Origin of the sequence: Citrobacter youngae (assembly GCF_003818115.1) — a bacterium.
GTDB classification, from domain to species: domain Bacteria; phylum Pseudomonadota; class Gammaproteobacteria; order Enterobacterales; family Enterobacteriaceae; genus Citrobacter; species Citrobacter youngae.
This window is the reverse complement of the sequence record NZ_RPOI01000010.1, coordinates 72,024-98,474: the sequence shown is the minus strand read 5'-3', so window position 1 is coordinate 98,474 and position 26,451 is coordinate 72,024. Positions and strand designations below refer to the sequence as shown.

General features: G+C 51.1%; 21 protein-coding genes. 11 read left to right on the top strand and 10 right to left on the bottom strand.

The window, feature by feature from the left end; genetic code table 11:
- Positions 1 to 3: 3 nt before the first annotated feature.
- The 7 genes from gpmA to modE form a co-directional block, all read right to left on the bottom strand.
- Entirely contained in the window at positions 4 to 756 is a 753-nt protein-coding gene (gene gpmA, locus EHN13_RS09190) for a 2,3-diphosphoglycerate-dependent phosphoglycerate mutase (protein ID WP_003022999.1), read from the bottom strand.
- A gap of 220 nt (positions 757 to 976) precedes the next feature.
- A complete protein-coding gene (gene galM, locus EHN13_RS09185; protein ID WP_124021282.1) occupies positions 977 to 2,017 on the bottom strand; it encodes a galactose-1-epimerase in 1,041 nt (346 codons plus the stop codon).
- Positions 2,011 to 3,159, bottom strand: a complete 1,149-nt coding sequence (gene galK / locus EHN13_RS09180) for a galactokinase (RefSeq protein ID WP_124021281.1) — start codon at positions 3,157 to 3,159, stop codon at positions 2,011 to 2,013. The genes galM and galK overlap by 7 nt, the downstream gene beginning before the upstream one ends.
- Before the next feature lie 3 nt (positions 3,160 to 3,162).
- Positions 3,163 to 4,209 (bottom strand): galactose-1-phosphate uridylyltransferase, encoded by a 1,047-nt coding sequence (galT, locus tag EHN13_RS09175; RefSeq protein WP_101741883.1) that lies wholly within the window; start codon positions 4,207 to 4,209, stop codon positions 3,163 to 3,165.
- A 9-nt stretch (positions 4,210 to 4,218) separates the two neighbouring features.
- On the bottom strand, positions 4,219 to 5,235 hold the full coding sequence (gene galE, locus EHN13_RS09170) for a UDP-glucose 4-epimerase GalE (RefSeq protein ID WP_040232497.1): 1,017 nt from the start codon (positions 5,233 to 5,235) through the stop codon (positions 4,219 to 4,221).
- 219 nt (positions 5,236 to 5,454) lie between these two features.
- Entirely contained in the window at positions 5,455 to 6,927 is a 1,473-nt protein-coding gene (gene modF, locus EHN13_RS09165; RefSeq protein WP_124021280.1) for a molybdate ABC transporter ATP-binding protein ModF, read from the bottom strand.
- 66 nt (positions 6,928 to 6,993) lie between these two features.
- A complete protein-coding gene (modE, locus tag EHN13_RS09160; RefSeq protein ID WP_124021279.1) occupies positions 6,994 to 7,782 on the bottom strand; it encodes a molybdenum-dependent transcriptional regulator in 789 nt (262 codons plus the stop codon).
- Between the two features lie 130 nt (positions 7,783 to 7,912).
- Here modE and EHN13_RS09155 point away from each other — a divergent pair, with 130 nt between their 5' ends.
- The 4 genes from EHN13_RS09155 (at position 7,913) to modC (ending at position 10,589) form a co-directional block, all read left to right on the top strand.
- Positions 7,913 to 8,062 carry an AcrZ family multidrug efflux pump-associated protein gene (locus EHN13_RS09155; RefSeq protein ID WP_124021278.1) on the top strand — a complete coding sequence of 50 codons (150 nt, stop codon included), beginning with the start codon at positions 7,913 to 7,915 and terminating at the stop codon, positions 8,060 to 8,062.
- Positions 8,063 to 8,251: 189 nt separating this feature from the next.
- Complete coding sequence (gene modA / locus EHN13_RS09150; RefSeq protein WP_048212228.1) at positions 8,252 to 9,025, top strand: molybdate ABC transporter substrate-binding protein; 774 nt, start codon at positions 8,252 to 8,254, stop codon at positions 9,023 to 9,025.
- Entirely contained in the window at positions 9,025 to 9,528 is a 504-nt protein-coding gene (locus EHN13_RS09145; protein ID WP_124021277.1) for an ABC transporter permease, read from the top strand. Before modA ends, EHN13_RS09145 begins: the two co-directional genes overlap by 1 nt.
- Before the next feature lie 2 nt (positions 9,529 to 9,530).
- Positions 9,531 to 10,589 (top strand): molybdenum ABC transporter ATP-binding protein ModC, encoded by a 1,059-nt coding sequence (gene modC, locus EHN13_RS09140; protein WP_124021276.1) that lies wholly within the window; start codon positions 9,531 to 9,533, stop codon positions 10,587 to 10,589.
- Here modC and EHN13_RS09135 read toward each other — a convergent pair whose 3' ends face one another.
- Complete coding sequence (locus EHN13_RS09135; protein ID WP_061067554.1) at positions 10,590 to 11,408, bottom strand: pyridoxal phosphatase; 819 nt, start codon at positions 11,406 to 11,408, stop codon at positions 10,590 to 10,592. It abuts the gene before it with no gap.
- Positions 11,409 to 11,572: 164 nt separating this feature from the next.
- Between EHN13_RS09135 and pgl the strand changes: the two genes are divergently transcribed.
- Entirely contained in the window at positions 11,573 to 12,568 is a 996-nt protein-coding gene (pgl, locus tag EHN13_RS09130; protein ID WP_101741880.1) for a 6-phosphogluconolactonase, read from the top strand.
- Between the two features lie 362 nt (positions 12,569 to 12,930).
- Positions 12,931 to 17,979 carry an OTU domain-containing protein gene (locus tag EHN13_RS09125; RefSeq protein WP_124021275.1) on the top strand — a complete coding sequence of 1,683 codons (5,049 nt, stop codon included), beginning with the start codon at positions 12,931 to 12,933 and terminating at the stop codon, positions 17,977 to 17,979.
- Positions 17,980 to 18,026: 47 nt separating this feature from the next.
- Here EHN13_RS09125 and EHN13_RS09120 read toward each other — a convergent pair whose 3' ends face one another.
- Positions 18,027 to 19,310 (bottom strand): putative acyl-CoA thioester hydrolase, encoded by a 1,284-nt coding sequence (locus EHN13_RS09120; RefSeq protein WP_124021274.1) that lies wholly within the window; start codon positions 19,308 to 19,310, stop codon positions 18,027 to 18,029.
- Between the two features lie 224 nt (positions 19,311 to 19,534).
- On the opposite strand from EHN13_RS09120, the gene hutI reads away from it, so the two are divergent.
- The 5 genes from hutI (at position 19,535) to hutH (ending at position 25,847) form a co-directional block, all read left to right on the top strand.
- On the top strand, positions 19,535 to 20,758 hold the full coding sequence (gene hutI / locus EHN13_RS09115) for an imidazolonepropionase (RefSeq protein WP_124021273.1): 1,224 nt from the start codon (positions 19,535 to 19,537) through the stop codon (positions 20,756 to 20,758).
- Positions 20,755 to 21,696 (top strand): formimidoylglutamase, encoded by a 942-nt coding sequence (hutG, locus tag EHN13_RS09110; protein ID WP_124021272.1) that lies wholly within the window; start codon positions 20,755 to 20,757, stop codon positions 21,694 to 21,696. The genes hutI and hutG overlap by 4 nt, the downstream gene beginning before the upstream one ends.
- A gap of 87 nt (positions 21,697 to 21,783) precedes the next feature.
- Positions 21,784 to 22,503 (top strand): histidine utilization repressor, encoded by a 720-nt coding sequence (locus EHN13_RS09105; RefSeq protein ID WP_124021271.1) that lies wholly within the window; start codon positions 21,784 to 21,786, stop codon positions 22,501 to 22,503.
- A 136-nt stretch (positions 22,504 to 22,639) separates the two neighbouring features.
- On the top strand, positions 22,640 to 24,325 hold the full coding sequence (gene hutU, locus EHN13_RS09100; RefSeq protein WP_101741874.1) for a urocanate hydratase: 1,686 nt from the start codon (positions 22,640 to 22,642) through the stop codon (positions 24,323 to 24,325).
- A 1-nt stretch (position 24,326) separates the two neighbouring features.
- Complete coding sequence (hutH, locus tag EHN13_RS09095; protein WP_124021270.1) at positions 24,327 to 25,847, top strand: histidine ammonia-lyase; 1,521 nt, start codon at positions 24,327 to 24,329, stop codon at positions 25,845 to 25,847.
- Between the two features lie 83 nt (positions 25,848 to 25,930).
- On the opposite strand, the gene EHN13_RS09090 is transcribed toward hutH, so the two are convergent.
- Complete coding sequence (locus EHN13_RS09090; protein ID WP_124021269.1) at positions 25,931 to 26,407, bottom strand: kinase inhibitor; 477 nt, start codon at positions 26,405 to 26,407, stop codon at positions 25,931 to 25,933.
- Positions 26,408 to 26,451: the final 44 nt, after the last annotated feature.

The window sequence follows — 26,451 nt, the reverse complement described above, 5'->3', positions numbered from 1 at the left end:
AAATTACTTCGCTTTACCCTGGTTGGCTACCGCTGCAGCTTTTGCTGCGATCTCGTCAGCGTTACCCAGATAGTAATGTTTGATCGGCTTGAAGTTTTCGTCGAACTCATACACCAGCGGTACACCGGTCGGGATGTTCAGTTCGAGGATCTCATCTTCGCCCATGTTATCCAGGTATTTCACCAGCGCACGTAGGGAGTTGCCGTGAGCGGCAATAATGACGCGCTCACCGCTTTTCATGCGCGGCAGAATGGTTTCATTCCAGTAAGGGATAACGCGATCGATAGTCAGTGCCAGGCTTTCGGTGACCGGAAGTTCTTTGTCGGTCAGTTTGGCATAACGCGGATCGTGACCCGGATAACGCTCATCATCTTTAGTCAGTTCCGGTGGGGTGACCGCAAAGCCACGACGCCATTGCTTAACCTGCTCGTCACCGTATTTTTCAGCAGTTTCGGCTTTGTTCAACCCCTGCAGTGCGCCGTAATGACGTTCGTTCAGTTTCCAGGATTTCTCAACCGGCAGCCAGGCCTGATCCAGTTCGTCCAGGACATTCCACAGGGTGTGGATGGCACGTTTCAGCACAGAGGTATAAGCAAAATCGAAGCTGTAGCCTTCCTCTTTCAGCAGTTTACCTGCCGCTTTTGCTTCGCCCACGCCTTTTTCAGACAGGTCAACATCATACCAACCGGTAAAGCGGTTTTCGTTGTTCCACTGACTTTCACCATGACGTACCAGAACCAGCTTAGTTACAGCCATACACTCACTCCTATAAATCATATTGAATGATAATAATTCTCATTATATTGCCGTAAAGTGTCAGCGGCAATGCTTACGCATAACCATAGCGAAAATAGCGGCACAGTGTAAGGTTCTTGTGAACTCAAGGTTGCGATTTTGTCTTTGAGTGGTGTGGTTTTGAGCGGATCTCGCGTGGGGATAAATGACGAGCCGGGTATCGGCTCGTCACGGTTAACTATCAGGCAGGAATAAACCGGTATTCCGTCACGCTGGCGTATTCTTCGCCCGGTCGCAGGAAGCAGTCTGGCTGCGGCCATTCCGGATGATTTGGGCTGTCAGGCAGAAACTCACTTTCCAGCGCCAGTCCCTGCCAGTCTTCGTAGGCGTCAGGCCCACGGGATGGTGTGCCGCCGAGGAAGTTACCGGAATAGAACTGCAACGCCGGGGCAGAGGTGTAGACCTCCATTTGCAGTTTTTCATCCTGGGACCAGACCATGGCGACCGGTTTGCGGGCATCGCCTTGCGTCTGTAACAAGAAAGCGTGATCGTAACCTTTCACCTTGCGCTGATCGTCATCGGCCAAAAATTCGCTGTCGATGCGTTTAGGTGCACGGAAATCGAACGAGGTGCCCGCCACGGGTTTCAGTCCGTCATGCGGGATACCCATTTCATCAACCGGCAGGTACGTATCGGCCAGAATCTGCAGCTTGTGCTGGCGGACATCCGTTTTGTCGCCGTCGAGGTTGAAATAAACGTGATTCGTCAGATTCACCGGACAGGGCTTATCCACTGTCGCACGGTAGGTAATCGAAATACGGTTATCATCGGTCAGGCGATATTGCGCGGTGGCGCAGAGGTGACCCGGAAAGCCCTGATCGCCATCGTCAGACGTTAAGGCGAACAGCACCTGACGGTCATTCTGATTGACTATCTGCCAGCGACGTTTGTCGAAACCGTCCGGCCCGCCGTGCAGCTGGTTGTCGCCCTGGCTTGGTATTAATTCAACTGTTTCGCCGGCAAAAGTATAGCGGCTGTTGGCGATACGGTTAGCGTAGCGACCAATCGAAGCCCCCAAAAATGCGGCCTGTTGTGGGTATTGTTCCGGGCTGGCGCAACCGAGTAATGCTTCGCGCACGCTACCATCGCTGAGCGGAATACGGGCAGACAGCAGGGTTGCGCCCCAGTCCATCAGCGTGACCACCATCCCTGCGTCATTGCGCAGGGTGAGCAGGCGAAACGGCTGACCGTCCGGAGCCTGCACGGGGATTTCGTTTAACATTGTCCGGCTCCTTGTGAGGGTTTGCAGACGTAGAATGTTTCTTTGATACCGGTTTTTGCTTCGTACTGCCCGGCGACAGCCTGCTTCACGGCAGGCACCAAATCTTGTGGGATCAGCGCCACGATGCAGCCGCCGAAGCCGCCACCGGTCATGCGTACACCGCCTTTATCGCCGATGGTCGCTTTGACAATCTCTACCAGCGTATCAATTTGCGGCACGGTAATTTCAAAGTCATCGCGCATTGAAGCGTGAGATTCCGCCATCAATTGACCCATGCGTAGCAGATCGCCTTTTTCCAGCGCCTGTGCTGCTTCAACGGTACGCGCATTTTCTGTGATGACGTGGCGGACGCGTTTGGCGACAATCGGATCCAGCTCATGGGCGACGGCGTTAAACGCTTCAAGGCTGACATCACGCAGCGCTGGCTGCTGGAAGAAACGTGCGCCGGTTTCACACTGTTCGCGACGGGTGTTGTACTCACTGCCAACCAGCGTACGTTTAAAGTTACTGTTGATGATCACCACCGCCACACCTTCCGGCATGGAAACGGCTTTGGTGCCCAGCGTACGGCAGTCGATCAGCAGCGCATGATCTTTCTTGCCCAGCGCGGAGATGAGCTGGTCCATAATGCCGCAGTTACAGCCGACAAACTGGTTTTCCGCTTCCTGGCCGTTCAGGGCGATCTGCGCGCCGTCGAGCGGCAGGTGATAGAGCTGCTGGAACACGGTGCCCACAGCCACTTCCAGCGAGGCGGAAGAGCTTAAGCCCGCGCCTTGCGGGACATTACCGCTGATCACCAGATCCGCGCCGCCAAAGGCATTACTGCGTTTTTGTAGATGCTTCACCACGCCACGCACGTAGTTCGACCATTGCTGGCTATCGTGGGCGATAATCGGCGCATCGAGGGAGAACTCATCAATCTGATTGTCGTAATCAGCGGCGATCACGCGAACTATTCGATCGTTGCGCGGCGCACAACTGATGACGGTTTGATAGTCGATGGCGCAGGGCAGAACGAAGCCGTCGTTATAATCGGTGTGTTCGCCTATCAGGTTTACGCGACCCGGAGCCTGAATGGTATGGGTGGCAGGGTAGCCAAACGTTTCTGCAAACAGAGATTGTGTTTTTTCTTTCAGACTCATTATTTAAACTCCGGATTCGCGAAAATGGATGTCGCTGACCGCACGCAGTCGCTCAGCCGCTTGTTCTGCCGTCAGGTCACGCTGAGTTTCCGCCAGCATTTCATAACCGACCATAAATTTACGCACGGTCGCGGAACGCAGCAGCGGCGGGTAAAAGTGTGCGTGCAACTGCCAGTGACCATTCTCTTCGCCGTTAAACGGCGCGCCGTGCCAGCCCATAGAGTAGGGGAAAGAGCACTGGAACAGGTTGTCATAACGACTGGTCAGTTTTTTCAACGCCAGCGCCAGGTCAGCACGCTGTTCGTCGGTCAAATCAGTAATACGCAGAACATGCGCTTTCGGCAGCAGCAGCGTTTCGAACGGCCATGCAGCCCAGTAAGGGACAACCGCCAGCCAGTGCTCGGTTTCTACGACCGTACGGCTGCCGTCCGCCAGTTCGCGCTGGACGTAATCAACGAGCATTGGCGTGCCCTGTTCAGTGAAGTACGCTTTCTGTAGGCGATCTTCACGTTCGGCTTCGTTGGGCAGGAAACTGTTGGCCCAAATTTGTCCGTGGGGGTGCGGGTTCGAGCAGCCCATCGCCGCGCCTTTATTTTCAAATACCTGCACCCAGGGATAGGTTTTGCCTAACTCTGCGGTTTGTTCCTGCCACGTCTGTACAATTTCTGTCAGCGCAGGGACGCTGAGCTCTGGCAGCGTTTTACTGTGATCGGGCGAGAAGCAGATCACGCGGCTGGTACCGCGTGCGCTCTGGCAACGCATTAGTGGGTCGTGGCTGTCGAGCGCGTCCGGGGTATCAGACATGAGAGCCGCAAAGTCATTAGTGAAGACATAGGTCCCGGTGTAATCCGGGTTTTTGTCACCGGTAACGCGCGTATTGCCCGCGCACAGGAAGCAGTCCGGATCATGCGCGGGCAGTACCTGCTTAGACGGAGTTTCCTGCGCCCCCTGCCAGGGGCGTTTGGCGCGATGCGGTGAAACGAGGATCCACTGCCCGGTGAGCGGGTTAAAACGGCGATGTGGATGATCGACAGGATTGAATTGCGTCATGATTGGTCCTTAATCCGAATATCCCTGTGGATGGCGTGATTGCCAGTGCCAGGTATCTTGTGCCATTTCATCCAGTGTACGCGTCACGCGCCAGTTAAGTTCGCGGTCTGCTTTGCTGGCATCGGCCCAGTAGGCAGGCAGATCGCCGTCGCGGCGCGGAGCAAAATGGTAGTTCACTGGCTTACCGCAGGCTTTGCTGAAGGCGTTGACCACATCCAGTACACTACTACCAACGCCAGCGCCAAGGTTGTAAATATGCACACCCTGTTTGCCCGCCAGTTTTTCCATTGCGACAACGTGCCCGTCGGCAAGATCCATTACGTGGATGTAATCGCGAACGCCGGTACCGTCTTCGGTCGGGTAGTCATTACCAAATATGGCCAGAGACTCACGGCGGCCCACGGCAACCTGCGCGATGTAAGGCATCAGATTGTTAGGGATGCCCTGCGGGTCTTCGCCCATGTCTCCTGACGGATGTGCGCCAACCGGATTGAAATAGCGTAACAACGCGATGCTCCACTCAGGTTGTGCTTTTTGCAGATCGGTCAGGATCTGTTCCACCATCAGCTTACTTTTGCCGTACGGACTTTGTGGTGTACCGGTCGGGAAGCTTTCAACGTAAGGAATTTGCGGCTGATCGCCATAGACTGTGGCGGAGGAGCTGAATATGAAGTTTTTCACGTTGGCGGCGCGCATCGCATTGACCAGACGCAGAGTGCCGTTGACGTTGTTGTCATAGTACTCCAGCGGTTTAGCAACGGATTCGCCGACGGCCTTCAGACCGGCAAAGTGGATGACCGTATCGATGGCATGATCGTGGAGGATTTCGGTGATCAGCGCTTCGTTACGGATATCACCTTCGACGAATGTCGGATGTTTTCCACCTAAACGCTCAATAACGGGCAGTACGCTGCGCTTACTGTTGCAAAGGTTATCAAGGATCACGACGTCGTGGCCATTCTTAAGCAACTGCACACAAGTGTGGCTTCCAATGTAACCGCTACCACCTGTAACCAATACTCTCATAATTCGCTCCGTTATGCCTATATCATGTAATGAAGATAGCATAACAAAGTTGTGAAAAGTGTGACATGGAATAAATTAGTGGAATCGTTTACACATGCCGATTCTCAACGTCTGAATTGCATTTTTTGATTTTAAATCATTGTGTTATTCAATGATTGCAGCTTTTATCTGAAAAATCAGGCTTAAAAAAGGGCGCATTAGCGCGCCCAGGCATGAAAATTAACGCAGTGATGTTTGTTGATAGGCGTAGATATCGCCTTCGGGCACAAACTCCAGTCGGTGGGTAATGCAGGCGGGTGCATCTTCAGCATGGTGAGAAACAAACAGCAGTTGGGTTTCACCTTCACCGATCAGAACATCAACGAAGCGGCGGATCAACTGGCGGTTTAGCGGATCCAGCCCCTGCAAGGGTTCATCAAGGATCAATAGCGTAGGGTGTTTAACCAGCGCGCGCACAATCAGCGCCAGCCGCTGTTGTCCCCAGGAAAGGCTGTGGAAAGGGGCGTCTGCAGTGCGTTTATCCATTCCCAGAATATCCAGCCACTGTTGTACCAGCTTGTGTTGTCTGTCTGATACGGCCTGATAAATACCGATGGAATCGAAGTAGCCTGAGAGAATGACGTTGCGCACCGTAGTGCTTACCCGGTAATCCAGATGCAGGCTGCTGCTGACGTAACCGATGTGTTTTTTGATATCCCAGATAGTTTCACCGCTACCCCGACGACGGCCAAACAGCGTCAAATCATTACTATAGCCCTGCGGATGATCGCCGGTGATTAAACTGAGCAGCGTTGATTTTCCCGCACCGTTTGGACCGACAATCTGCCAGTGTTCCCCTGGGTTTACCCGCCAGCTCAGATGATGAAGAATCGGGCGATCATTATAGGAAACGACCCCGTCGTTGAGCATAATCCGCGGTTCGTTCTCAGACAATATGCGACGTACGGAAGGCTCATCCGGTTCGGGCAGGGTAATACCATCAAGTCGTTCACTATGGGCTAGTTGGGCGATTAACGCTTGTTGCAGAAGACCCGTTTTTTCACCAGTTTCTGTCAATGTGCAATCGGCGAGTACGCCAGCAAATTGCACAAAATTGGGGATCTCATCAAAGCGGTTTAACACCAGCACTAACGTAAAACCGGCCTGATGTAACGCTGCGAGCAGCTCTGCCAACTGGCAACGTGAAGCCACATCCAGTCCGTCAAACGGTTCATCAAGGATCAGCAAATCGGGTTCAGACATCAGTGCCTGACAGAGCAGAGTTTTCCGCGTTTCGCCGGTGGAAAGGTATTTGAAACGTCTGCTGAGAAGTGAGGTAATACCAAACTGCTGTGCCAGGGCGGCACAGCGAGCAGGATCGCTGACTTCATCCTGAATAATTTCCGCAGTAGTGCGCCCGGTATCGTCTTCACCTGGGCTCAGAAGATCGGTGTTGTTACGCTGCCATTCGTCGCTGACCAGCTTTTGTAGCTGCTCAAAGGAGAGACGGGTTATACGCGTGAACTGGCTGCGGCGTTCGCCTTTTAGTAACGGTAATTCTCCGGCGAGCGCACGCGCCAGTGCGGATTTTCCGCTGCCGTTAGACCCCACAAACGCCCAGCTATCACCCGCGTTTAACGTCAACGAATTCAACTGAAGCGTTTTGGTATCACTCAGACGAAACGTGCCTTGCGAAATTTGCAACGATGACATTTTGTATCCCATTATCTGCAGCGATTAATAACAGGGATACGTGTTCTTCAGGCCGATGTCAATCACTCAGCACAGCGTTGCGATAATCACTCTGTCTGCGTTGAAATAGGCCGTGACATTCGCGCCTTCGTGCAGCGTCGCGGTATTTTCTGTCGGAATGGTCGCACACAGCGTCTGACCGTCTGGTAGCGTCATCAATACCTCGCACTGTTCCGAGCCGCGTTCGATATGGCTGATGGTGCCTTGCAATTGGTTATCGGCGGCCTGAGCGATAGCGTCATCCTGGGTAATTCCGACCCACGGCGCTTTCAACAGGATCAAGACTTCCTTGCCTTCATTAAGCCCCAGACGTTCACCGCTCTGCGCGGTAATCGCGACTTTCAGCCGGGTTGCGCCATCAGCCAGCAGGACGTCAACATGCTGCTGAACCTGGTCGTGGTCGCGCGCGGTTATTGTGCCAAACCACTGGTTACGAGCGCTGGTTTGCAGTGAAAAACGAGAGATGGCCGCCAGCAGACTATTAAGTGGAACCGCATCGTCATCGCTGAGGACATCGAAGGCTTTTTGCTGAATTTGCGCCAGCAGGTCGTACAACTGAATCAGGCGCTGGCCGTAGCGGGTTAACACTGCACCGCCGCCGCCTTTGCCTCCGGTGGCGCGCTCTACCAGCGTCTGCTCACTAAGCTGGTTCATTTCGTTAATCGCGTCCCAGGCGCTTTTATAACTGATACCTGCATCCTTCGCGCCCTGACTGATGGAGCCGGAAAGCGCAATGTGCTTAAGCAGAGAAATGCGGCGGGGATCGGCAAACAGTTTTTGCTGAAGTTTCAGTGTAAGTAGGATTTCGGCCTGCATAACAAGCTCCTGGCAAAAAAGGGTATTGTGACGGAAAACCGCGCCTGAGCAAAGCCGACCGCACAAAAGGGGAGTGCTTTTCTGTGTTATGTGGTTAGAATACAACTAAGGACTATATCTGGAGTTGACCATGTTAGAGTTATTGAAAAGTCTGGTATTCGCCGTAATCATGGTACCTGTGGTAATGGACATCATTCTGGGACTGATTTACGGACTGGGTGAAGTGTTCAACATTTTTTCCGGTATCGGTCAGAAAGACCAATCCAGACAGAACCATTGATTCCCCGAACGCCCGCTTAGCCGGGCGTTTTTTATTGCTCATTATCCAACTGCGTTAGTTCCTCAAGATCCTGCTTTCCCTGCCGATATTTTCTTTGTGTAACCTCTAATTGGTAGTAATAACCGCTGGGAAAATCCTGATTTACTCGTTATATTTGCGCCTACATAACGAAACTCAAAGGAGTTACAGATGGCACGTACATGGTTACGCTTGTTTGCAGGGGCAACACTTTCTCTTTCTGTTGCCGGACATGCACTGGCGGATGAAGGTAAAATCACAGTGTTTGCAGCGGCGTCGTTAACGAACGCGATGCAGGATATTGCCGCAGAATATAAAAAAGAGAAGAACGTTGATGTCGTTTCTTCTTTTGCTTCTTCTTCCACGCTGGCGCGCCAGATTGAAGCAGGCGCACCGGCCGATCTGTTTATTTCTGCCGATCAAAAGTGGATGGATTACGCGGTAGACAAAAAGTCTATCGATACCGCAACGCGCAAAACGCTGCTCGGTAACAGCCTGGTCGTTGTCGCGCCGAAAGCCAGTGCACAGAAAGACTTCACTATCGACAGCAAAACCAACTGGACCAGTTTGTTGAACGGTGGACGTCTGGCCGTTGGCGATCCGGAGCATGTTCCGGCGGGCATTTATGCCAAAGAGGCGCTGCAAAAACTGGGAGCATGGGATACCCTGGCACCGAAACTGGCTCCGGCTGAAGATGTTCGTGGCGCATTGGCGCTGGTTGAACGCAACGAAGCCCCGCTGGGCATTGTCTATGGTTCTGATGCCGTCGCCAGCAAAGGCGTAAAAGTTGTGGCGACCTTCCCGGAAGACTCACATAAAAAAGTGGAATACCCTATCGCGGTTGTTGATGGCCACTCCAACGCAACGGTCAGCGCGTTCTATGATTACCTGAAAGGACCGCAGGCTTCTGAAATCTTCAAACGTTATGGATTTACGACCAAGTAATGATACTGACCGATCCTGAATGGCAGGCCGTCTTACTGAGCCTGAAAGTTTCTTCCCTGGCCGTGTTGTTTAGCCTGCCGTTTGGGATCTTCTTTGCCTGGCTACTGGTACGCTGTAAGTTCCCAGGCAAAGCGTTGCTCGACAGCGTACTGCACTTGCCGCTGGTACTGCCTCCGGTTGTGGTGGGGTACCTGTTGCTGGTGGCTATGGGGCGGCGCGTATTCATGACCATTACCTTACCGCTGATGCTGCCCGGTATTATTGTCGGTACGGTGCTGGCGTTCGCGCGTTCACTCGGGGAATTCGGCGCAACCATTACTTTTGTTTCTAATATCCCAGGCGAAACGCGCACCATTCCTTCGGCGATGTACACCCTCATCCAGACGCCTGGTGGCGAAAGCGCGGCGGCAAGGTTATGCATTATTTCTATCGTGCTGGCGCTGATTTCGCTGCTCATTTCTGAGTGGCTGGCGCGAATTAGCCGTGAGCGGACGGGGCGATAATCATGCTGGAACTTAATTTCTCCCAGACGCTGGGAACCCACTGTCTGACGCTCAACGAAACGCTGCCAGCCAGCGGCATCACCGCGATTTTTGGCGTTTCCGGCGCGGGGAAAACCTCACTGATTAACGCCATCAGCGGCCTGACAAAGCCGCAATCCGGGCGCATCGTGCTCAACGGTCGGGTCTTAAACGACGTCGAGAACGGTATCTGTTTAACGCCGGAAAAACGCCGGGTGGGCTATGTTTTCCAGGATGCGCGCCTGTTCCCGCACTATAAAGTGCGCGGCAACCTGCGTTACGGAATGGCGAAAAGCATGGCCGGACAGTTTGATAAGCTGGTGGCGTTGTTGGGCATTGAACCCCTGCTTGACCGTCTGCCAGGCGGTCTTTCTGGCGGTGAAAAACAACGTGTCGCCATCGGTCGGGCGCTGCTTACTGCACCGGAGTTGCTGTTGCTTGATGAGCCGCTCGCCTCGCTGGACATTCCGCGTAAGCGCGAACTGCTGCCTTACCTGCAACGCCTGGCGCGTGAAATTAATATTCCGATGCTGTATGTCAGTCACTCGCTTGATGAAATTTTGCACCTGGCGGACAAAGTGATGGTGCTGGAAAACGGGCAGGTGAAAGCGTTTGGTTCGCTGGAGGACGTCTGGGGCAGCAGCGTGATGCACCCCTGGCTGCCGAAGGAACAGCAAAGCAGCATTCTGAAAGTCAGCGTACTGGAACATCATCCACACTATGCGATGACCGCGCTGGCGCTCGGCGATCAGCATCTGTGGGTCAATAAGCTGGATCAACCACTGCAAACCGCGCTGCGTATTCGTATTCAGGCATCAGATGTTTCACTGGTGCTCCAACCGCCGCAGCAGACCAGTATTCGTAACGTGCTGCGGGCGAAAGTCGCGCAGTGCTATGACGATAACGGTCAGGTGGAAGTACAGCTTGAGGTCGGCGGGAAAACGCTGTGGGCGAGAATTAGCCCATGGGCCAGGGATGAACTGGGTATCAAGCCTGGCCTGTGGCTGTACGCCCAAATTAAGAGCGTGTCGATTACTGCCTGATTACAACAGGTGGGAATAGATAAATTTCGCGATGCTGTCGGTGGTGTTGTCACCAATCACGATGTTGGCGCGGGCTTTGACTGCATCATCGGCATTGCCCATCGCCACGCCGGTACCTGCGGCTTCCAGCATACTGATATCGTTGAAGTTATCGCCAAAAGCGATCACGTTTTCCATTGATCCGCCCTGGGCTTCAATCCACTGGGCAAGGCGTCGTCCTTTGCTGTTGCCTTTACGGGCCACGTCAACCTGATCATGCCAGGACCACTCACACTCCAGCCCCAGTTGCTGTTCAACATGTTTACCAAACTGCTGCAGCTTTGGAATATCTTCGTCAGTCAGGGCAAATTTCCACACGGCGTTAACGTCATGCGCCGCCTGCGCCAGCGAAGGTACCTGGGTGAAGGTCGGGCGCTGTTCCGGCGGCAGGGTTTGCGCCCAGTTAGCGGTACGTACCACATGCCCGGTCGGGCGCTCATACAGCATGGCCTCATCCACATACATCAGCCCGTGGATCTGATGTTCATTCAGCATATCGATCAGTTGCAACGCCTGGTTAACCGGGAGGGGATCGGATTCCAGCACCTTTTTCGCCTGATAATCATACAAGTAGGTACCGTTGCAGCAAATTGCAGGTGTATCCAGCGCCAGTGCCTGATAAAAAGGATGAATAGCAACGTGATGGCGACCCGTGACAATGATAAGTTGGTAGCCTGCTTCTCTGGCGCGCGAGAGCGCTTCGAGAGAGGAGGGCAACAAGGTTTTTTTCGGGGTCAACAGGGTACCGTCTAAATCCAGGGCAATCACGCGTGCGGTCATAGGTTTTTCCAGATTAAGGTTGAGAATTTTGTCTGCTGGAATGGTACACCGAGACGGGAGCCGGACAAAATTCTGAGCCTTAATTAAGCATTCACCGTTAAAAGCGTCTACCTTAGGCGTGTGTCAGGCAATTGCAGCCACCTGCCAAAAGCAAAGGAGTTTTCATGAAGCAAACCGTTTATACCGCCAGCCCTGAGAGTCAGCAAATTCACGTCTGGAGCCTGAATCACGAGGGGGCTCTGACGCTGACACAGGTGGTTGATGTGCCGGGTCAGGTACAGCCGATGGTCGTCAGCCCGGATAAGCGCTATCTCTATGTTGGCGTGCGCCCGGAGTTTCGCGTGCTGGCTTACCGTATTGCGCCTGATGACGGTGCGCTGACCTTCGCGGCAGAGTCTGCGCTGCCGGGGAGCCCGACCCATATTTCTACCGATCATCAGGGGCGTTTTGTGTTTGTTGGCTCTTATAACGCGGGCAGCGTGAGCGTTACCCGTCTGGATGATGGCCTGCCGGTAGAGCTGGTTGACGTGGTTGAAGGTCTGGACGGCTGCCACTCGGCCAACATCTCACCAGATAACCGTACCCTGTGGGTTCCGGCGTTGAAACAGGATCGTATCTGCCTGTTTGACGTCAGCGATGATGGTCATCTGGTCGCGCAGGAGCCGGCGGAAGTGACTACCGTTGAAGGCGCAGGCCCGCGCCATATGGCATTCCATCCGAATCAGCAATATGCCTACTGCGTGAATGAGTTGAACAGCTCCGTTGACGTCTGGGAACTGAAAGATCCGTATGGCAAAATTGAGTGTGTGCAGACGCTGGATATGATGCCTGCTGATTTCTCTGATACCCGCTGGGCGGCAGATATCCATATTACGCCAGATGGCCGTCATCTGTATGCCTGTGACCGTACCGCCAGCCTGATTACGGTGTTTAGCGTCTCAGAAGATGGGAGTGTGCTGACGAAAGAAGGCTTCCAGCCGACCGAAACCCAGCCGCGCGGTTTTAATATCGACCACAGTGGGAAATACCTGATCGCCGCCGGGCAAAAATCGCACCATATCGCGGTGTATGAGATTGCAGGTGAACAAGGCCTGTTGACGGAGAAAGGTCGCTACGCGGTAGGGCAAGGTCCGATGTGGGTGGTGATTAACGCGTACTAACAATAGCGACGCCCGTTAGCGGGCGTCGCTATCTGTAAGATTGATTGCGAATGCTTTTGCTGTTTCTGTCTGTTTGATCCCCTTCTATAGTCAGTTGTACTCGCGTTTTTGTTGACGGCCTGTACCTCTTTTTCTTTAGCGCTGAATACCAGCGCCTGTTTTTGAAAAAAATGCTTTTCTACCAAAAATTGGAGCATTTTTTATAATCTTTTAATGTGCTTTTATAGTATTAATAATCCCGCAGAGTTATTTTTACATTAATTTTGCGAATGTAATTGTTATTTGTTTTTATAATATTAGCGGTGTTAATTATTAATTTTCTCAATGTGAAAAATATTTTCTTTCCTATATGGGGTATATATATGTCTGATTTAAGTTTCAGTGTTGCAAGTAGATCTATTTGTGATAAATTAGCAGATAAAAACATTGTAAAAAAAAGACCGCCAGTGGAGAGAAGGGGGCATCTTGCTGATAATCTCCAGTCAGTAAAACAGTCAGATAAAAAGATAAATGTATCTGATGGGATCTGCAAAATTAATAATTACCATGAATTAGATAAAGCGAATGTCCATCACAAACATCATCATAAATCGATTCAGGTTCAACGTCATCAAAGTAACAAAGGAAAAATTGAACATGCAAAATTAGAAAATAAAACTAACAAAGAATTTATTAATGAAATTAAAAATAATAATGGAGTTATAAACACTCGTGGTAATCGCATTCTTCCGTTATACGCTGGATGCGAGGTACAAATGTCTGTTAATGGCCAAAATGTAATAGTTAAGCCCTCTTTTGATTCAATTGGTCAGGTTGAGTTTTGCATAGCTAAACGAGGCAAGGAAGACGTTATAGCCAGAACATTGACGAAAAAAGAGATTATCACTATACTTTCAGAAGCAAAGAATAAATATAATAACACTTTATATACAGTAGACGTTAACGGAATTACATTCCCCTCTTCTCCAAAAGGTGAGAATAAATTTATTCCATGGAACCATATTCTGGCTACTACCCCTGAAAAATCCACTAATGCCAATAAGTATGAGGGAACAATGGCTAAGGGTGGTGAACTTATTTTATTTATCGATGAGAGTCAGGGGGGGCGTGGAAATCTAGCGGAGGTAAAACAGGAAACGATAATACCACTCAATGATATTATTGGTCGGCGAACGCTGAATACCGATCGTGATTTTCCTATGTATATTGATGATGGAAAAGGGAAATATAATAAATTTAGCGCTAGCGATACGGTTTCACCTTCTTTAAATGACATCGATAATAGGTTAAACAAAAGAAAGGAAAGCGCTGATCATGCTGCCCGTAACCTTCAGAAGGCCGAAAAAATGGCTGTCAAGGCTGAAGACGCGGCTAAAAAGAGTGATGCTACTGACAAAGAAAAGGCCTATGCAATAAAGGCAAGAAAAGACGCAGACAAAGCCCAGAGTATAAATGATGCCGCTCAAGCCGCTTTACGCAGTGTACGGGAGGGCATGATTACTATTTATTTTGAAATGGAAAGGCAATACGGTACGGCAGCCGTAAGAATGCTACAAGATTATATCATTCGTGTTCTGGCTGATAGAGATCTCAAGACACTCCATATTGATCGCAAAGGGAATATGAATGATGCAAGCAGGATGATTCTTTTACAAGCAGCCTCTGTATGGACAGAGAATGAGGGGCGTTTCATCGAATATGTTGCCAGAGAGCATCACATACCTTTTTTGCACTCTGATTTGATGTTTGCACAAATTCATTCTGCAGATAAAATACGAGGATCTTTAGGCAACATAGTTCCTCGCAGTCTAAATGATCTTGTCAAAGAAGAACGCGGTATCCTTGAATATTTGTATGGACGACATGATTTGCAAGCGCTATCCGCATCTGAGCGGGTTGAAATGATGGTTATTATTCAGTGCGTAAAGGATGGTGTGAGCCTCAGGCGTTTCTCGCCAATGATGTTGCGTAAATATCTCCCCATTATTGAAGAAATAGCAAAAGATCGCAAAAATATACTTTCAATGGATCATCAGAGTAATAAAATAGTTACCACTAATGACCCTCTTAGACACAAGGTAGGTGAGGAATTATCTTCACTGCTGCGCATTATTAGAGAGAATAAAGCAGATGTAGCCAAATGCGAAGATATGATAACCAATTACCTTTTTAAGGTTGGTCCAGGAAATGAAAATGAAATTATAAATGACTATGCTGATTTATTAAGCCATAACCCATTGATTTTAGAAGTGGAAAAAACGCATTTATACACAAAAGACCTCGAGCAAGTAAAACAGGAAATTAATGGCTTACTGTCTAATAAAATAAAGCTTGAGGCTGCCGGGAAGTCATCAATGCGTAAAGAGATAAAGGATATTCGGCATAAATTAAAAGAGTTATCCAGGATAAGAGCGGCATTAGAGATTGCCGTTAATCATATCAATAGCGGAAGTGAAAATACTATCCGATTTATTGGCCTGAATGAAAACGTTTCGAACACTAGTACTACTCAAAGCTATATCGATCGTTTATCTAAGTATGAAGGTAAAAAAGAAAGAGATGCTTTAGTAAAAACTTATCGCCAAAATATCACTGAGATGATATCCGGTAGCAGCGCACAAGATAAAATGTATTACTTTGAATTTTATATTCACAAATTCAGTTCTCTGTCCAAGGATTATCAGGACCGGATCAAATCTGGAACCGCTTCAGATAATGATAAATTCCTCGCTAAACTTTATTCCCATGAAGCTAAAAAAATGACCAGTCGGTTCAGTTATTATCTTTCGCATTTGGAAAAAGTAGGGATAAATAAACTGGAAAATAATTTACGTCCTGTAACGCAGAATGCGTTACACATGATAATACCAAAAAGACCAGAAGAAATTAAAGAAAAATTTGTAGCATTAAAGGGTCATGATAAACACTCGCGTAGGCAACAGAGTGTGCTTAAAATTGCACAGGAACTGGCAATCCAGGTAAAAATAATGGTGAATTGGCTTAAAGAAGACAATATGCCGAATGCTTTATTGATGGCCCAGTCTTTGGCTGAACAATTAAATACGGTGGTAAATAATCTCGAAACGGGTGAGCAACGTCCACAGGATGTTGGGGCAGAACCAGAGCGGGTGATTGTACAAGCCCAGGAACTGTTAGCACAAATTAACAAAAGTGGAAATAAATCACAATTATTGAATTATGCTCAGACATTAGTAACGCAATTTAATGAATTGAAAGAGCAATTAATGCGTGCAAATACGGCCCCAGATGGCGCTTTTTTGCGTACCAGTGCAATCGCTAATCATGATGAAAGCGGCCCTTCTTACGCCCGGTTGGATACCAAAGATGTGACGTTACTTAGGGCATCTTATAAAATCAGAAATGACAGCAAGGCGTATGAAAAACATTGGGAGAAAATTAAAAAAATTTATATTGATGCGGGCGCAAATGAAGGGTTGTATGATATTGCAGTCAACGATACGGGACTAAGCCTTGCTTATAAAAAGGAAGGTAAGGATGTTATTATTCAGTATGCCAGTAATGGAGATGTTCAGCCTGCGATTGATATGTCTACCTGGCGAGTTGTACCTTCAGAAAAAAATAAGGATGATCAATATAAATCCAATCACAACTTGTTTGTTGAAAAAATGATTGATCATGCTACGAGAGCTATCATCACTCCAGATATAAAAGATGAAGTGACTATGCAGGCTCTTAAATTATATGTGAAAGGTGCTTTTGGCCAGGATATTAATATCGTTGACGCTAAAAACTTTAATGTTAATCCCAAAGCTATCAACATCATCAGGCATAGTGATGGTTCGGCTCAACTGGTCACTATAAAAAATGGAGTAAATGAAATACATAGAAAAGAAACTGATATTTTTAATGTTGTTAGTCATGAGTTGCATGTGAAGGTCGGTAAAAAACGAGATATAGCACAGGATTCTGTTTCTTCAGAATTCATCAAAAATAAAGCAGAGGGTATGCTTTTTTATCCAGATCTACAGATTATTGTAAATCAAGTAGATGTCAGAAGGCCAAATGATGAAAATAGCTCTGAATATAAGGAGTACTTAAACAAGAAGCAAAGTCTGGGTGCCTTAAAAGAAAAAATAATAAACATAGGGCATTTTAATAAATTTATTTTGCGCTTACCCGAAGGGACCGCTTTTCGCATGACTAAGGATGGTTTTTTGCAAACGGCTGGTATTAATAGCGGTAATGCTATTCTTTCGCAAGTTTACAGCCATAGTGAAGGACGCATTGAAAATGCGGAGTATATTCCTCAGGTTATGACTTCAGATTCTATATCCACTGGTGTAGCGCAAGATGCAGATTTACTCAATCTAATGTTGGATTTGGATGATATCCCCAATCCAAATGTACCGAAAAAGCAAGTGGCACCCGATCTGGATGCTATATTAGGTGAGTTGTCTGCAACATTGCCATCAACAGAAAGTTCTGCTAATAAATTGCAAGCTGCTTATAAAATATCAAGAAATACTAAACCTGACATCGCGTTAACGTCTTCTGATAGGGGTGTTAATGCAAGTAGTATCACTGATGTGGCTCAGGAGGCGGCGACTCAAAAAAATGAACGTGTAGTAGTAAGTGATCGAGATACTGTAAATATTGAATCTCAAAATAGAACTTTGACCTCAGCAGATACTGTTAACCAACCTCAGCAAGTTAAAGATGTTGTAGATATTACAAGCGAAATATCAGATTTAAAGACGAAAATTCTCGATGCGATTGATTTCAAGAAGTTCCATTCACAAATTGATGGCGAAATAGCTGTTTTAGCTCTTTACTCATATTTGGCAAGTAAAGGCAGTCGTCTTCATGTTTGGCGCGCAGATGGACTTGGTAATGGATTGATTAATCGTGTTGACTTTAACGAGGGAGTGGTAAATAGAGGATTAGATATAGGGACGAAGTTGGAAACTAACAAGGATATTCACATTATTTTAAAAAACGGACATTATGATGGCTTTAGCCCATCATCAATGAAATCTGTTCAGGTACACGGTGATGGTAACTGTCTTTTTCATTCTGCGGCGGCGATGTTAAATCGAATTGCAATGAATAATGATGCTGCAATGAAGGGTGACTATCTCAATGCCATGACAAAAGTACATCTGGAAGACAATTTCGATAGGTTTGTTACGGCATTTTTTCATGCTTATGATGAAGTTGAAATTAGTCGGATGCAGGATGGAGACCTTAAAACCCATTCCCAAAAACTGTTCAGTCTTGTGAAAGAATATAAAAAATCCATAACAAAAACAAAAGAAACTGTCGATGTACAGCCCGCAGATGATTTACCTCAAAGCAAGACTTCAGAACGCGGACTCAGCAGAAAAGAACTCAACCGCCTTTACAGCAACCGGGCAGTGTTGGTGCAATAAGTAGATAGGTATGTTCAGGGATGGCGGTAAGCCATCCCTTTTCGCTGTTATTGCTTCGGCTCGGCAACCACTTTGCTACCGATACCGCGGTTGTTGTATTCCCACATGCGGTTGAAGTTGGTGTCGTTCAGGTTGCGCTGGATTTCACCTTTGTCATCTTCCGCACCGGTATTACCGGCAAACGGGCGTTTTGCGATAACGCTGTCAGCCCATGGTTTTGCCATGTTAAAGCCTTCGTTAATCACGCTGTCACGGATAACGACCTGGCCGTTAGTGTTGGAATCGACATCCAGTGATCGGCCTAACTGTGCCACGCCATCGCCACTTGCCGTGAAGCGGCTATTAATCGCCAGGAAACCGTAGTAGATGTTTGACAGAGTAGCCGGTGCGAACACGTAACCTTCCTGCTGCGTACGGGAATTCACAACACGGAAATCGGTGTTCTCGAACACCACTGCGCCACGACCAGAAACGATATCCACATCACCTTCAATGTAGCTGTTGGTTACCAGAGTTCGCGGTTGACGATCGTTTTCCAGACGGTTTTGTACGCCGCTGTTGGTCACGAAGAAGGTGTTCTGACGTCCCAGAATGTTAACCTTGTCGATCTGCACTTTATCGCCATCGGTACGCAGCGCAACGGCCGGGTGATTACCTGCATCAACGCTGTCACCGAGGTTATTTTCGATGGTCAGGTTCTGCAATTGCAGACCGTTGTTTTGCGACCAGACGACAGCAGAACACATCACGCCGATGTTGGTGCCGCGCTTGTTCTGGCAATTATCATACATATACCACGCAGGTTTACCCGGCATATATTTACCGCCTGGGTTCACCGTACGACGCCAGTCCGCGGTGCTCATTTCGCCATCAATAGCCTGGCCAATTTTCACATCCAGCGGTTTTTCGCCCATACCGTACAGCGTCAGGCTTCCCGTTGCTGCCGGGATGTAGACCGTGCCCTGATACTCACCTGGCATAATCGCGATGTACTGACGTTTGTTGGTACGTTTAATGATTGCCGCATCAACCGCGGCCTGAATGCTGGTATGCGTCACGCCCTGGGTGCCTGCCGGGCCAACGACAAAGTCAGGCTGCGCGGGCAAAGTAATAGAAGAGGGGCTCCACGGCGCAGTGTTTGGCGTCAGCGCGGAAAAATAGTGCGCAGCAACGAAGTTTTTCGCTTCATTGGCCGACAGAATCGGGCGCATAGACGTTCCTGGCGCGGTCTGATCGGAAGGAATTTGATCGGGCGGCGTAGAGCTACAGGCGGTCAGCGTCACGCCAAAAGCCATTGCCAGCGCCAGACGGGAAACTGATGATATGTTCACAGGTTGCTCCGGGCTTTGAAAGTTATCCATTAAAGCCTGCTTTTTTATACTAAGTTGAGCGAAACGGGAAGGCGAAAAGGTAAAAAGTTGTTTTTTATAGCAGCAATCTCGGGTGTAGAGAGTCCTTATATCACAATTAGATAACAATTTTGGTCCTTCAGGTTGACAACATCCACAGGATGCAAAATAAATGTCTATACAACCTATGACAAGTGGTGAGTCGAATGCAGCAATTTTTCCCTGATGATGCTATCTGGCGTAATGTCCGCCTGGCGACCATGGATCCTGAACGTGATACCCCGTATGGGCTGGTGGATGGTCATGCGCTGATCGTCCGCCAGGGTAAGATTCGCGATATCGTCCCGGAATCATCGTTATATCTCACACATGACAATACTTTTGATATGCAGGGCAGGCTGATTACGCCAGGCCTGATTGATTGCCATACGCATCTCGTCTTTGGCGGAAACCGCGCAGGTGAATGGGAGCAGCGACTAAATGGTGTCTCCTACCAGCAGATAAGCGCTCAGGGTGGGGGGATTAATGCCACCGTGTCGGCGACGCGCAGCGCCACGGATGAGCAGCTCTTACAGCTGGCGCAGGGGCGAATGGAACGGTTGATCAAAGAAGGCGTTACGTTGCTGGAAATCAAATCGGGCTACGGCCTGGATTTGACGACAGAAGAGAAAATTTTACGCGTCGTGGCTGCGCTGGCGGCAGAAAATACCGTCGAAATAAGCCCAACGCTGTTAGCTGCACATGCCACACCGGCGCAGTATCGCGATGATCCCGATAGCTACATTACGCTGGTTTGCGAGACGATTTTGCCGCAATTGTGGGAACAGGGTTTATTTGAAACCGTTGACCTGTTCTGTGAAACCGTGGGCTTTACGCTGGCGCAGAGCGAAAGCGTCTTTCAGGCCGCGCAGGCGCTGGGCATCCCGATTAAAGGCCATGTCGAACAACTGTCATTGCTTGGCGGCGCACAGTTGGTAAGCCGCTACCACGGGCTATCCGCCGATCACATTGAATATCTGGATGAAGCGGGCGTGGCGGCAATGAGCCAAAGCGGTACGGTCGGTGTGCTATTGCCCGGCGCATTCTATTTCCTCAAAGAGCAGCAGCGCCCACCGGTAGCGTTGCTACGTCAATATCAGGTACCGATGGCGGTAGCGACAGATTTTAACCCCGGTACCAGCCCGTTTATCAGCCTGCACTGGGCGATGAATATGGCCTGCGTTCAGTTTGGCTTAACGCCGGAAGAGGCATGGGCGGGGGTAACCCGTCATGCTGCCCGCGCGCTGGGGCGTCATGCCACTCACGGTCAACTGAAAGCCGGGTTTGTGGCCGACTTTGTGGTGTGGGATGCCGAACTCCCGGTCGAAATTCTCTATGAACCTGGTCGCAACCCAATCTATCAACGTGTATTTAAAGGGCAACCATCATGACCAACTGGCAACCCGCTTCTCCTGCGCTGTGGCAGGGACGTGATGACCGGGCCGAATCGCCGAATGCGCTGCGCCTGTTTCAGACTATCACCCAGAGCCCGACGTTTAGCCCAGAAATGTATCGCGAGCAGATAGCGTTGCTCGGGTTTGCCTGCGACGAAGGTGTTAAACGTAATCAGGGGCGCACGGGAGCTGCCGGAGCGCCCGATGTGCTGCGCAAGGCGCTGGCGAATTTAGCCAGCCACGATGGGCATCATCGACTGGTGGATCTGGGCAATATTGTGGTGCAGGCCCCCGATCTTGAGGGCGCGCAGCAGGCGCTACGCAATGCGGTACAGCGTTGCCAGCAGGAAAATATGCGCACCTTTGTTCTGGGGGGCGGACACGAAACCGCATATGCCCATGGTGCAGGTGTGCTGGACGCGTTCCCGCAGGCAAAAGTGGGGATTGTTAACCTCGATGCGCACCTGGACCTACGCTACGCCGAACAACCCACTTCCGGTACGCCGTTTCGTCAACTGGCGCACCTCTGTGAGCAACAGCAGCGTGAATTTCATTACGCCTGCGTTGGCGTCAGCCGGGCGGCAAACACCCAGGCGCTGTGGGATGAAGCGCAACGGCTGGGGGTTACCGTGGTCGAAGATCTGCACTGTCATACGGCGCAGGCGCAGCTGGCGCAATTTGTTGCAAACATGGATGTCATCTATCTGACAATCGACCTCGACGTGCTGCCGGTGTGGGAAATGCCCGCCGTATCCGCGCCTGCCGCGTTGGGTGTCCCGCTGGCGACGTTGTTGGGGCTGATTGAACCTCTTTGTCGCAGCGGTAAACTCCAGGCGGTAGATATGGTTGAGTTTAACCCGCGTTTTGATGATGATGGCAGGGCTGCGCGGGTTGCGGCGCGATTAGGCTGGCAAATCGCCCACTGGTGGCACTGACATACCTGATGGCGTAGCGCTTATCAGGTTCGGGTAATGCCTGTAAACTGTACCCACTCACATTTTCAGCTTAAGGAAGGCTCACGCATGCTCCCATTCCGTTCTGCTCCGGCTCCTTTTTACGAAAAGGTCAAACAGGAGATCAGCGAAAAAATTGCCAGCGGTATCTGGCAACCTCACGATCGCATTCCGTCTGAGGCAGAGCTGGTGGCGCAGTATGGTTTCAGCCGCATGACCATCAACCGGGCGCTGCGTGAGTTAACGGATGAAGGTTTACTGGTGCGTTTGCAGGGCGTGGGGACGTTTGTCGCCGAGCCAAAAGGTCAGTCCGCGCTGTTTGAAATTCGCAGCATCGCGGATGAAATCAACGCCCGTCAGCATCAGCACCGGTGCGAAGTGCTGACGCTGGAAAGAACCCGGGCAAACGCGCAGCAGGCTTTGGTATTAAACGTCAAAGAAGGCACCTCTATTTTTCACTCTGTCATGGTGCACTACGAGAACGATCTGCCGGTACAGATTGAAGATCGCTGCGTGAATGCCGAAATTGTGCCGGAGTATCTGGCGCAGGATTACAGCCAGACTACGCCGCATGCTTACCTGTCGCTGATAGCCCCTTTAACGGAAGGTGAGCATATTGTTGAAGCGGTACGTGCCAGCGCTGAAGAGTGCGCGCTGCTGAATATCAAAGAACACGATCCCTGCCTGCTGATCCGCCGCAAGACCTGGTCTGCGTCTTCTATTGTCTCTCATGCCCGTTTGCTGTTCCCGGGTTCCCGCTATCGCCTGCAAGGGCGGTTTATGTCCTGATACAGGACATGAAAACCGTGATTGCTGACGCAATATAATAAAAATGTATCTTAATTGTTAAAATCATCCTTGCGGTGACTTGTATAGACAAGTATATGTTACTTATCTATCCGACGTTCGCGAGGAGTTTTCTGTCATGTCCCATAGCAAATATCGTCAGCAGGATATTCGTGCCCCACGCGGCACCACCTTAACGGCCAAAAGCTGGCTGACCGAAGCGCCGCTGCGCATGTTAATGAATAATCTGGATCCCGATGTGGCGGAAAATCCGCATGAGCTGGTGGTTTACGGCGGGATTGGCCGCGCCGCGCGGGACTGGGAATGCTATGACGCCATCGTCAACGCGCTGACCAAACTGGAGACCGATGAGACGCTGCTGGTCCAGTCCGGAAAACCGGTAGGCGTATTTAAAACTCACGACAACGCACCGCGCGTGCTGATTGCCAACTCCAACCTGGTGCCACATTGGGCTACCTGGGAACACTTTAATGAACTGGATGCCAAAGGGCTGGCGATGTACGGCCAGATGACCGCCGGGAGCTGGATCTACATCGGCAGCCAGGGCATCGTACAGGGCACTTATGAAACCTTCGTTGAGGCCGGGCGTCAGCATTATCAGGGTAACCTGAGCGGACGCTGGGTTCTGACCGCCGGGCTGGGCGGTATGGGTGGTGCGCAACCCCTCGCTGCAACGCTTGCGGGTGCGTGTTCGCTGAATATTGAATGCCAGCAGAGCCGGATCGATTTCCGTCTGCGTACCCGTTACGTGGACGAGCAGGCCACCTCACTGGACGATGCGCTGGCGCGTATCGACAAATACACTCGCGAGGGTAAAGCGGTCTCCATTGCGCTGTGTGCGAACGCCGCCGACGTTGTGCCGGAACTGGTGAAGCGCGGTGTGCGCCCGGACATGGTCACCGACCAGACCAGCGCCCACGATCCGCTGCACGGTTATCTGCCGTCCGGCTGGAGCTGGGATGAGTATCAGGCAAAAGCGGTGTCCGATCCGCAGGGCACGGTGCAGGCGGCGAAACGCTCCATGGCAACGCACGTTGAGGCGATGCTGGCGTTTAGCAAAATGGGCGTGCCGACGTTTGATTACGGCAATAACATTCGCCAGATGGCCAAAGAGATGGGCGTGGAAAACGCTTTTGATTTCCCCGGCTTCGTACCTGCTTACATTCGACCGTTGTTCTGTCGCGGCATTGGCCCGTTCCGTTGGGTGGCGCTTTCCGGCGATCCGCAGGATATTTATAAAACCGATGCCAAAGTGAAAGAGATCGTGGCTGACGATAAGCATCTGCACCACTGGCTGGATATGGCGCGTGAGCGGATTAATTTCCAGGGTTTACCGGCGCGTATCTGCTGGGTCGGTCTGGAATGGCGGCAAAAACTGGGGCTGGCGTTTAATGAAATGGTGCGCAGCGGTGAAGTATCCGCGCCGATTGTTATTGGCCGTGACCATCTGGACTCTGGCTCTGTTGCCAGCCCGAACCGCGAAACCGAAGCTATGCGCGACGGTTCAGACGCCGTATCCGACTGGCCGCTGCTGAACGCGCTGCTTAATACCGCCAGCGGCGCGACCTGGGTGTCGCTGCACCACGGTGGCGGGGTCGGTATGGGCTTCTCTCAGCATGCCGGGATGGTGATTGTTTGCGATGGCACCGATGAAGCCGCGGCGCGTATCGCCCGGGTCTTACATAACGATCCGGCGACAGGGGTGATGCGCCACGCCGACGCCGGATATGACATTGCGGTGGAATGCGCCGTCGAAGAAGGGCTGAATTTGCCGATGGTTGCCGCGACGCAGGAGAAACGCTGATATGAACACCATGACACTCACGCCGGGCCATCTGAGTTTTACCCAGCTACGTGAAATCTGGCAGCAGCCGGTCAAACTGAGTCTGGATGCCGGGGCAATCGATGCTATTAACGCCAGCGTCGCCTGCGTCAATAATATTGTCGCTGAAGGCCGTACGGCGTATGGCATTAATACCGGCTTTGGCCTGCTGGCCCAGACCCGTATCGCCACGGAAGATTTGCAGAATTTGCAGCGTTCGCTGGTGCTTTCCCATGCGGCAGGTGTCGGCGAGGCGCTGGACGACGCGATGGTGCGTCTGATTATGGTGCTGAAAATCAACAGTCTGGCGCGCGGTTTTTCCGGTATTCGCCTGAGCGTGATTGAAGCGCTGATTGCGCTGGTGAATGCCGAGGTGTATCCGCTGATCCCGGCGAAAGGCTCAGTGGGGGCATCGGGTGACCTGGCGCCGCTGGCGCATATGTCTTTGACGCTGCTCGGAGAAGGGAAGGCGCGCTGGCAGGGGGAATGGCTCCCGGCGACCGAAGCGCTGAAAAAGGCCGGGCTGGAGCCGATTACGCTGGAGGCGAAAGAAGGGCTGGCGCTGCTCAACGGAACTCAGGCGTCCACCGCCTTCGCGCTGCGCGGATTAATTGAAGCTCAGGAACTGTTCGCGTCTGCAACGGTGTGCGGGGCGCTGACCACCGAAGCCGTGCTGGGCTCTCGTCGTCCGTTTGATGCCCGTATTCATGCCGCACGAGGACAGCGTGGGCAGATTGATGCCGCGACGCTGTATCGTCACGTATTAACTGACACCAGCGCGCTTTCGCAGTCGCATCATAACTGTGAGAAAGTGCAGGATCCGTATTCTCTGCGCTGCCAGCCGCAGGTGATGGGGGCGTGTCTGACGCAAATGCGCCAGGCAATGGATGTTCTGTTGGTCGAAGCCAACGCGGTTTCCGACAACCCGCTGGTATTTGCCGAAGAGGGGGATGTGATTTCTGGCGGTAACTTCCATGCTGAACCGGTGGCGATGGCGGCAGATAATCTGGCGCTGGCGATTGCCGAAATCGGCTCGTTATCGGAGCGACGTATTGCGCTGATGATGGATAAACACATGTCGCAACTGCCGCCGTTCCTGGTAAAAAACGGCGGGGTGAACTCCGGCTTTATGATTGCCCAGGTCACCGCGGCCGCACTGGCGAGCGAGAACAAAGCGCTGGCGCATCCGCATAGCGTGGACAGCCTGCCAACCTCCGCCAACCAGGAAGATCATGTCTCAATGGCGCCAGCGGCGGGCCGCAGACTGTGGGAGATGGCGGCGAATACGCGCGGCGTGATTGCCGTAGAGTGGCTGGCGGCGTGTCAGGGGATTGACCTGCGTGAAGGGTTAACCTCAAGCCCGCTGCTGGAGCAGGCGCGCCAGGCTTTACGCGAGCAGGTTGCCCATTACACGCAGGATCGCTTTTTCGCCCCGGATATCGAGTGCGCGACAGAACTGTTAGCGCAGGGCGCGTTGCTGCATTTAGTTCCGGAGTTTCTGTAAAAATGCCGGATGGCGCTTATCCGGCCTACAAACCAGCTCGTAGGCCGGATAAAACGCGTTAGCGTTGCCATCCGGCACGGAGGTTAGCTAAACATCGCCGTAATTGAGGCGCTGGCGAGCGAGTGGAAATGGACATTAAATCCAACCATCGCGCCGCTGGCGTCCTTATCGACATCAATACGCTCCACATCCAGTGCGTGAACCGTAAAGATATAGCGGTGGGTTTCCCCCTTCGGCGGCGCAGCGCCACCATAACCTGCTTTACCAAAATCCGTGCGTGTTTGCAGCACGCCTTCCGGCAACGCAACCAGCCCCGAGCCGTAACCTTGTGGTAAAACCCGGGTATCTGCAGGCAGATTTACCACCACCCAGTGCCACCAGCCGGAGCCGGTTGGCGCATCAGGATCGTAACAGGTCACGACAAAGCTTTTAGTCCCGGCGGGCACATCATCCCATGCCAGATGCGGGGAAATATTATCCCCGTCATATCCCATGCCGTTAAAGACGTGGCGATGAGGAAGCTTTTCGCCATCGCGCAGATCGTTACTGATTAGTTTCATGCTGACTCCTCTCGTTAGCCAAAAAGTGTAGCCAGAAACCGTAG

What these genes read in the sequence shown, in the direction of transcription:
- gpmA (WP_003022999.1), bottom strand. Translation starts at nt 756, where the DNA reads ATGGCTGTAACTAAGCTGGTTCTGGTACGTCATGGTGAAAGTCAGTGG.
- galM (WP_124021282.1), bottom strand. Translation starts at nt 2,017, where the DNA reads ATGTTAAACGAAATCCCCGTGCAGGCTCCGGACGGTCAGCCGTTTCGC.
- galK (WP_124021281.1), bottom strand. Translation starts at nt 3,159, where the DNA reads ATGAGTCTGAAAGAAAAAACACAATCTCTGTTTGCAGAAACGTTTGGC.
- galT (WP_101741883.1), bottom strand. Translation starts at nt 4,209, where the DNA reads ATGACGCAATTCAATCCTGTCGATCATCCACATCGCCGTTTTAACCCG.
- galE (WP_040232497.1), bottom strand. Translation starts at nt 5,235, where the DNA reads ATGAGAGTATTGGTTACAGGTGGTAGCGGTTACATTGGAAGCCACACT.
- modF (WP_124021280.1), bottom strand. Translation starts at nt 6,927, where the DNA reads ATGTCATCGTTGCAAATTTCGCAAGGCACGTTTCGTCTGAGTGATACC.
- modE (WP_124021279.1), bottom strand. Translation starts at nt 7,782, where the DNA reads ATGCAGGCCGAAATCCTACTTACACTGAAACTTCAGCAAAAACTGTTT.
- EHN13_RS09155 (WP_124021278.1), top strand. Translation starts at nt 7,913, where the DNA reads ATGTTAGAGTTATTGAAAAGTCTGGTATTCGCCGTAATCATGGTACCT.
- modA (WP_048212228.1), top strand. Translation starts at nt 8,252, where the DNA reads ATGGCACGTACATGGTTACGCTTGTTTGCAGGGGCAACACTTTCTCTT.
- EHN13_RS09145 (WP_124021277.1), top strand. Translation starts at nt 9,025, where the DNA reads ATGATACTGACCGATCCTGAATGGCAGGCCGTCTTACTGAGCCTGAAA.
- modC (WP_124021276.1), top strand. Translation starts at nt 9,531, where the DNA reads ATGCTGGAACTTAATTTCTCCCAGACGCTGGGAACCCACTGTCTGACG.
- EHN13_RS09135 (WP_061067554.1), bottom strand. Translation starts at nt 11,408, where the DNA reads ATGACCGCACGCGTGATTGCCCTGGATTTAGACGGTACCCTGTTGACC.
- pgl (WP_101741880.1), top strand. Translation starts at nt 11,573, where the DNA reads ATGAAGCAAACCGTTTATACCGCCAGCCCTGAGAGTCAGCAAATTCAC.
- EHN13_RS09125 (WP_124021275.1), top strand. Translation starts at nt 12,931, where the DNA reads ATGTCTGATTTAAGTTTCAGTGTTGCAAGTAGATCTATTTGTGATAAA.
- hutI (WP_124021273.1), top strand. Translation starts at nt 19,535, where the DNA reads ATGCAGCAATTTTTCCCTGATGATGCTATCTGGCGTAATGTCCGCCTG.
- hutG (WP_124021272.1), top strand. Translation starts at nt 20,755, where the DNA reads ATGACCAACTGGCAACCCGCTTCTCCTGCGCTGTGGCAGGGACGTGAT.
- EHN13_RS09105 (WP_124021271.1), top strand. Translation starts at nt 21,784, where the DNA reads ATGCTCCCATTCCGTTCTGCTCCGGCTCCTTTTTACGAAAAGGTCAAA.
- hutU (WP_101741874.1), top strand. Translation starts at nt 22,640, where the DNA reads ATGTCCCATAGCAAATATCGTCAGCAGGATATTCGTGCCCCACGCGGC.
- hutH (WP_124021270.1), top strand. Translation starts at nt 24,327, where the DNA reads ATGAACACCATGACACTCACGCCGGGCCATCTGAGTTTTACCCAGCTA.
- EHN13_RS09090 (WP_124021269.1), bottom strand. Translation starts at nt 26,407, where the DNA reads ATGAAACTAATCAGTAACGATCTGCGCGATGGCGAAAAGCTTCCTCAT.